The 6,118-nt window shown below is 57.9% G+C and carries 6 protein-coding genes; 2 read left to right on the forward strand and 4 right to left on the reverse strand.

The annotated features are described in order from the left end of the window. The coding region (locus VGI36_20290; protein HEY2487490.1) for a CoA transferase at positions 1 to 1,076 on the reverse strand (1,076 nt) is incomplete at its 3' end. A 124-nt stretch (positions 1,077 to 1,200) separates the two neighbouring features. Then, entirely contained in the window at positions 1,201 to 2,454 is a 1,254-nt protein-coding gene (locus VGI36_20295) for a CoA transferase (GenBank protein ID HEY2487491.1), read from the reverse strand. 487 nt (positions 2,455 to 2,941) lie between these two features. On the opposite strand from VGI36_20295, the gene VGI36_20300 reads away from it, so the two are divergent. Next, positions 2,942 to 3,826, forward strand: a complete 885-nt coding sequence (locus VGI36_20300) for an LLM class F420-dependent oxidoreductase (protein HEY2487492.1) — start codon at positions 2,942 to 2,944, stop codon at positions 3,824 to 3,826. A 239-nt stretch (positions 3,827 to 4,065) separates the two neighbouring features. Beyond that, positions 4,066 to 4,923, forward strand: coding sequence for an SMP-30/gluconolactonase/LRE family protein (locus VGI36_20305; protein HEY2487493.1), 858 nt, complete (start codon positions 4,066 to 4,068; stop codon positions 4,921 to 4,923). Positions 4,924 to 5,099: 176 nt separating this feature from the next. Here the strand turns inward: VGI36_20305 and VGI36_20310 are convergent, their stop codons facing one another. Next, positions 5,100 to 5,339, reverse strand: coding sequence for a helix-turn-helix domain-containing protein (locus VGI36_20310; GenBank protein ID HEY2487494.1), 240 nt, complete (start codon positions 5,337 to 5,339; stop codon positions 5,100 to 5,102). Positions 5,340 to 5,691: 352 nt separating this feature from the next. Next, positions 5,692 to 5,922, reverse strand: a complete 231-nt coding sequence (locus tag VGI36_20315) for a hypothetical protein (GenBank protein ID HEY2487495.1) — start codon at positions 5,920 to 5,922, stop codon at positions 5,692 to 5,694. Between the last annotated feature and the right edge of the window lie 196 nt (positions 5,923 to 6,118).

Genomic DNA, 6,118 nt, shown 5'->3' on the forward strand with positions numbered 1-6,118 from the left:
GCGGGTATCGCTACTCTTCCCAAAAGAGGATCTTCGACCCAACGCACGGTTTTGCGCTCGTTGAGATGCGGATGCGCGATAGCCTCGTTAAGAGTGAGAACCGGCGCGCATGGGACCCGTTCTTTGTCCATGGCGGCGATCGCATCCTCGCGTGTGGGGAAGGTCGCCAGCCATTCCTCAATTATCGACTGAAGCTCGAAGCGGTTCTTTTGTCGATCCCGTGCACGCTGAAAGCGGGGATCGGTCGCGAGCTCGGGTTTACCCATCGCGCGGACCATCTGCGGCCATTGATGCACCGCCAGCAGAATCATGATGTATTGGTCGTCGCGATAGCGGAAGTTGCCCGCTGGTCCAGGTCCATCGGCCTGAGATCCAGCGCGTTTGGGCCGCACCCGATCTCCCGCCAGCGCGATCTTTGGCACATTTAGTTCGTGCATGTGGAAATAGGTGTCGATCAGCGACGCATCGAGGTACTGCCCTTCGCCGGTGCGCTCTCGATGCAGCAAGGCCGCGAATGTCGCCATTGCCGCCGCAACCCCGGTTGAGACGTCACCGATCGCCATTCCGATCATCACCGGAGCGCGATCCGTTTCGCCGAGGTTATCAGTGATTCCCGCGTAGGCCTGTCCGATCGTATCGTAGCCCGCCTTGCTGGATAGCGGTCCGGTTTGGCCGGCCATCGAGATTGAACACATGATGATCTTGGGGTTGACCTTCTTCACGTCCTCGTAAGAAAAGCCCATCCGCCCGATCACCCCCGGCGCAAAATTCTCTACTAATACGTCGAACTTTGGGATCATCGACATGACCAGCTCGCGTGCTCCCGGCTGCTTCATGTCGATTGCAAGGCTGAGCTTGCTGTGATCGTGTTGCATGTAGTAGGTGCTGTGGCTGCTGGACTTGTGGCTGCGCGGCTTGAAGCCGGCGTCGCGAATGCGATCGCCGCCGGGGGCCAATTCCAGCTTGACGACCTCCGCGCCGAGCTCGGCCATCAGGCGCGTGCAAGTTGGTCCGGCCACAAATTGGGTAAAATCGAGAACGCGATAGCCCTCGAGCATCCTTGGCGCATTTGCCATGGCAATCGAATCCTCCGAGGCTCTCGTCGCGGTTGCCGGGTAGTTGCGACGCTGCACCAACCGCGCGAGAGGTTTTGCCAATCGCTATCACAGAGTTCATCGACCGGACAATCTACGCCTTCAGTTACTTTGCACGCTGGCGGATTTCCGCGAGTTCGGAATCTTCGACCAAGATGCCGGCGGACTCCAGCTCATCGAGGCGCTGTTCACTGTAGCCTAGGTATTCGCGCAGAATTTGACGATTGTCTTCACCGGCCATTGATAGAATCGGCTGAAACTCGACCTTGGTCTCGGAGAAGAGGTACGGTACCTTGGGCAGGTCGATTTCGCCGTAGCCGGGAACCTCCAGCGCCTGTAGCGCTCCCCGCCCCTCATTCTTGATCAGTTCGACCGTCTGGCGCAGATCGAGCACCGGCGCGGACAGGTAGTGGCGATCCGAGAGGAACTTGAGCGCCGCGTCGCGGCTACCGAAGGAATGAAGCCATTCTTCAATAATTTCCGCCAGCGCGTGCCTATTGTTCCATCGTGCGTAGTAGGTCTTGAAGCGCTCGTCTGTAAATAGCTCCGGCTTGCCAATATCCCTGGTGAAGGGCTCCCATTGATGGTTCAACACGGTCAGAATGATCCATCCCTCGCTGGTCGGGAACAACCCGCACGGTGTGGCTCCAGGGCGATGACGTCCGGTAGGTCCCGGGTTGTAGTCGCCATAGGTGAAAAGATTCTGCATAAGAAATACGTCGTGGATGTGGAAGACGCATTCGTAGAGCGCTACGTCGATATACTGGCCGATCCCGGTCCGTTCCCGATAGTAAAGCGCGGCCAGAACCGCTGCGACGCCGTTTACACCGCCGCCACCGTCGGCGAGGTACATCCCGGGATAAACCGGCGTGCCGTCTTCAGTTCCGGTTAGATGCAGCAAGCCCGAGAGCGCCTGCGCGGTCATATCGTTTCCTGGTCGATTCGCGCGCGAACCTGTCTGGCCGAAGCCCGAAATCGAACACATGATAACCCGAGGATTGATCGCCTTGAACGCCTCGTAGCTCAAACCATACTTACTTAGTACTCCGGGAGTATAGTTCTCGATTACTATGTCGAAGTGCCGCGCCAATTCGACGACGATCGCCGCACCTTCGGGCTGCTTAAAGTCGATGCAGATGCTGCGTTTGCCCCGATTGTAGTAGATATAGCCGGGTGATTGTCCCTCCACTCTTGGTGGATAACCACCGAGCCTGGAATATTCGCCGCTCGGGGGCATCTCGAGCTTAACCACCTCGGCGCCAAGATCGGCAAGAATACGGCCCAGAGTGGGACCTGCTATATACTGCGTAATGTCCAGAACGCGAACACCGGTAAGGTTTTGGGGCATAGCTTTAGACATCTTGGCCTCCGTCGCGCGCGTTACATTGGTCCTTATCTCGCGTCGCTACCCTACGCTTCAAGGGCGTGAAAGATAGCTGACAAGTTCTTTACCGTTTTCCTGAGCTCACAGGGAGGAATCGGAAGCATTCCCGGGATGCCGCAAAGCAGCTCGGTCTCGTTTGCAAGGGCGAATATTCCTGGAACTACTGCTTGAGTCCGTCTTTCGCCAAGACGAGGAGGGCGACCTCCGCGGCAAAGCCGAGCGCGCTGGTGCGACGTGGTTGCTGCCATCCTCGTCAAGCCTGGCCCCATGACCGCTGTTTCCCCTGGGCTCTTTTTCCTCCTCAAGCCAGTTCGCGTGAGGCGGTTATCCAACGAACCTGGTCATGCATGAAACACGTCAGATGGTGCTTCCTACATTTCCGCCGTCGGTGCAAGAAGACGGAGTAGCGTGGTAGTAGGCAGTATGCGGAATATCGACGCAAGCTACTCCAAGGAGAACAAATATGAAAATTGGCATTTCGATGATCTACAAGCGTGTCGATGACTCCGCGCCGAACCCGGGGGACTTCGCGCGCGAATGCGAACAGCTGGGGCTTGAATCTGTGTGGGTCGGCGATCACATGCTCTTTCACGCAGATCCGAAGACGCGATTTCCCGCAGGCGACGGACGCATTCCCGATCACTACGCTCACTTCCCCGAACCGTTCATCGTGCTTGCGATGGCGGCGGCCACTACCAAAAAGCTGCGTGTCGGGACCTCGGTATTGCTGGTGCCCGAACATCCGCCGCTCGCAACCGCCAAGCGGATCGCAACGCTCGATCGTATCTCAGGGGGGCGGGTGATCCTCGGAGTGGGGACAGGATGGCTGCGGGAAGCAGCGATCCCGCTCGGCTCGGATTTCGACCATCGTTGGACCCAGGCCGAAGAATACGTACAAGCTATGCGAGCTCTGTGGTCTACCGCGGCCGCTTCGTTCCACGGCAAGTACGTCGATTTCGAGGATATCGTGGTCAATCCCAAGCCTGTGCAGCAGCCGGGACCGCCGGTCCTTATCGGCAGTACCGACAAGCGGGCGCTCCGGTGGGTCGCGCGCTGGGGTGATGGTTACAATCCTGTCTGCTTCCAAGCCGACAGAGCCGTAAATTACATGCGAAAGCAGCTAGCCGGACTCAGGGAGGAGTGCGACAAAGCCGGCCGCGACTTCCGCAAGCTTGACATCACGGTCATGATCGCGCTGCCCGATACGCGTACGCAGACGCAGGAGATTATAGCTGCGATGGCCAGTATAGGTGTCCAGCGCATCGTCGAGGTGAGCGCTGTAGAACCGTTATTCGGCGTCGGTGATTATCGCGCGAAACTAGACCGCCTCGCGAAGGTCGCTCTGTAGCTCCATCGTTTGATCGGTTGTGGGTTCGTGACGATCCATGTTCCGGAGCCGGCATCGGACGAGGGCGAATCGACCCTGATTTTCGTCAAGGTCTGATTCGCACACAGCAACCCACGCGCGTATAAAGGCTGAAAGCTTGCCGAGGAAGGCTGTTCGACCTATAGAAACGAAGCGGAGCGAGCGTCAAGATAGCGATCCGGTTGAAGTATTTTTTCAACCGCTGCGAGAGGACGACAATTTTGCAATTCGAAACCTTGGCAACTGGATACGGACTGCTTGAAGGCCCGCGCATCGACGAACGCAATCGCCTTTACTACAGCGACGCGCGCGGCGGTGGGGTCTTTCGCCGCAGCCCCGACGGCACCATCGAAACTCTCATTGCGGGGCGCAAGATGGTCGGCGGTATCGCTTTGAATCAAGGTGGTGGATTGATCGTCACGGGCGCGACGGTCAGCCACTGGAACGAAAAGACCGGGAGCCTTACCGACATTTTCTCTCAATGGGAGGGCAAACCCCTGTTCGGGATGAATGACTTGACAATCGACGATCAGGGCAGTCTTTGGGGCGGGACCTTCGGCATCGACATTAACCAGTTCGATTTCAAGAGCACGCCGCCGCCGGGTTCTTTGTTCCGCATCGATCCGCCAGGAAAGACCACCAAGCTCTGGGAAGGGGTGGAAGTAACTAATGGTCTAGGCTTCAGTCCCGATCGCAAGTTGCTTTACCATAACGATTCGACCACTCGCGCAGTATGGGTCTACGACGTGCGTTCGGACCGCACGGTGGGCGATCGCAGATTGTTTGCGCGCCTTCCCGAAGGTATGCCTGACGGGCTCGCGGTCGATGCCGAGGGTGGTGTCTGGGTTGCCGTTGTTTTTGGCGCGGGCGAAGTGGTGCGTTTTAAGAGTGACGGTATGCTTGACCAGCGGATAAAGGTGCCTGCCAAGACCGTAACGAGCCTCGTATTCGGCGGCACTGATATGTGCGACCTCTACGTGGTCACAGCCGACAACTCCGACAATCGCGATCTGAAGGGTACCATCTTTCGTGCGCATTCGCAGATCGCCGGCCTGCCTGTGCCCAACTCCCGCTTCTAAACGATCAGATCGTGACGGGCTGTTTGCGTAAGGTCGAGCGAAAGCACCGTCCCGAAAACCACGTCAAAAGGGCCTGCAACGAGCCGGTTCCATAGCAGGGTTAACGGGGCTGAATGCGCAGGTCACCGCGCGGACCATCAAGCGCGACTGATAGTGATTCGCAACCTCAGGAGCCCTCACCCCTCAAGTCCGTGCATGCGAGATCTCATCCATTCTTGAATTTGTCCATGATCGAACCGCCAGGCGCTGCCGATCTTAAAGCCCGGCAGTTCACCGCGCTTGGCCATCTTACAGACCATCGATGGATGAACCTTCAGGTGTTTCGCCACCTCTACAGTGGTTAGTTTCGCGCCAAATCGTCCAGGTTCAAGGTCTAGGTTCTTCTCTAGTACCGGCTCCGCGTTGAGCGTTGCCATGCACTTCTCCTCCTGGCTGGATGCGTTCGCTGTTTTGTTCGCCCGGCAGTTGACGTCCGGGACAGTCTTCGGACACCCAACGTCGTGTGGTCTCATCATCCAGAAAATCGAGGCTCAGAACGCCGACGTGGACTGCTCGCCATTCTCCGTCATCCGAGGGTCTCGCGAAGTCCCTCCGACAAACTAGACACTGCCGGTGAAAGAAGGTGCGACCGTCGATTTGGACTTGTCGGCGCGACCAGCGGTGAGTGGTCGAGACGTGAAACCGCGTCATAGTCACCTCGCTCCTCTGTCTCAGACTCTCTAGTAGAACGACGGTCAACCGATGGGGGGTCGTTGGTGAGTTGGACCCCTAGCCGGTTACCTCCTGCTCGGCGTCGTCCTGGTTCTGGAGCAGCTGGCCCAGCCCGTCGGCGATCAAGGTGGCGGCCAAAAAGACTTGCTCCTGGATTTCTTTGGGCATGAGCGCCTCCCCCGTATAACCCAGCACCCGCGCCCCCTCGATGAACATGGCCTGACAAAGACGCCCTAGCCTGACCGGGTCGCTGAAGGCGTGTGGCTTGGGGCTAATGTGATTACCCACGGCCTGCGTGCGTTCCTCCTCAAATATCTTGGATGATCTTATCCACACGAGTACCGAACGGCTTCCTGGTTCGACGGTCTGATGCAGTTATGGCTAGTTCCGCTAGCCAACCCTAGGCGCGAATGGTTGCGCGGATCGGGTCTGCGATCAATTTATCGAAAGATATAGCCGAGGGTTTAGCGAAGGATATGGCCGT

This window comes from Candidatus Binataceae bacterium (genome assembly GCA_036495685.1).
In the GTDB taxonomy this organism is placed as follows: domain Bacteria; phylum Desulfobacterota; class Binatia; order Binatales; family Binataceae; genus JAFAHS01.

What these genes read in the sequence shown, in the direction of transcription:
- VGI36_20300 (HEY2487492.1), top strand. Translation starts at nt 2,942, where the DNA reads ATGAAAATTGGCATTTCGATGATCTACAAGCGTGTCGATGACTCCGCG.
- VGI36_20295 (HEY2487491.1), bottom strand. Translation starts at nt 2,454, where the DNA reads ATGTCTAAAGCTATGCCCCAAAACCTTACCGGTGTTCGCGTTCTGGAC.
- VGI36_20310 (HEY2487494.1), bottom strand. Translation starts at nt 5,339, where the DNA reads ATGGCAACGCTCAACGCGGAGCCGGTACTAGAGAAGAACCTAGACCTT.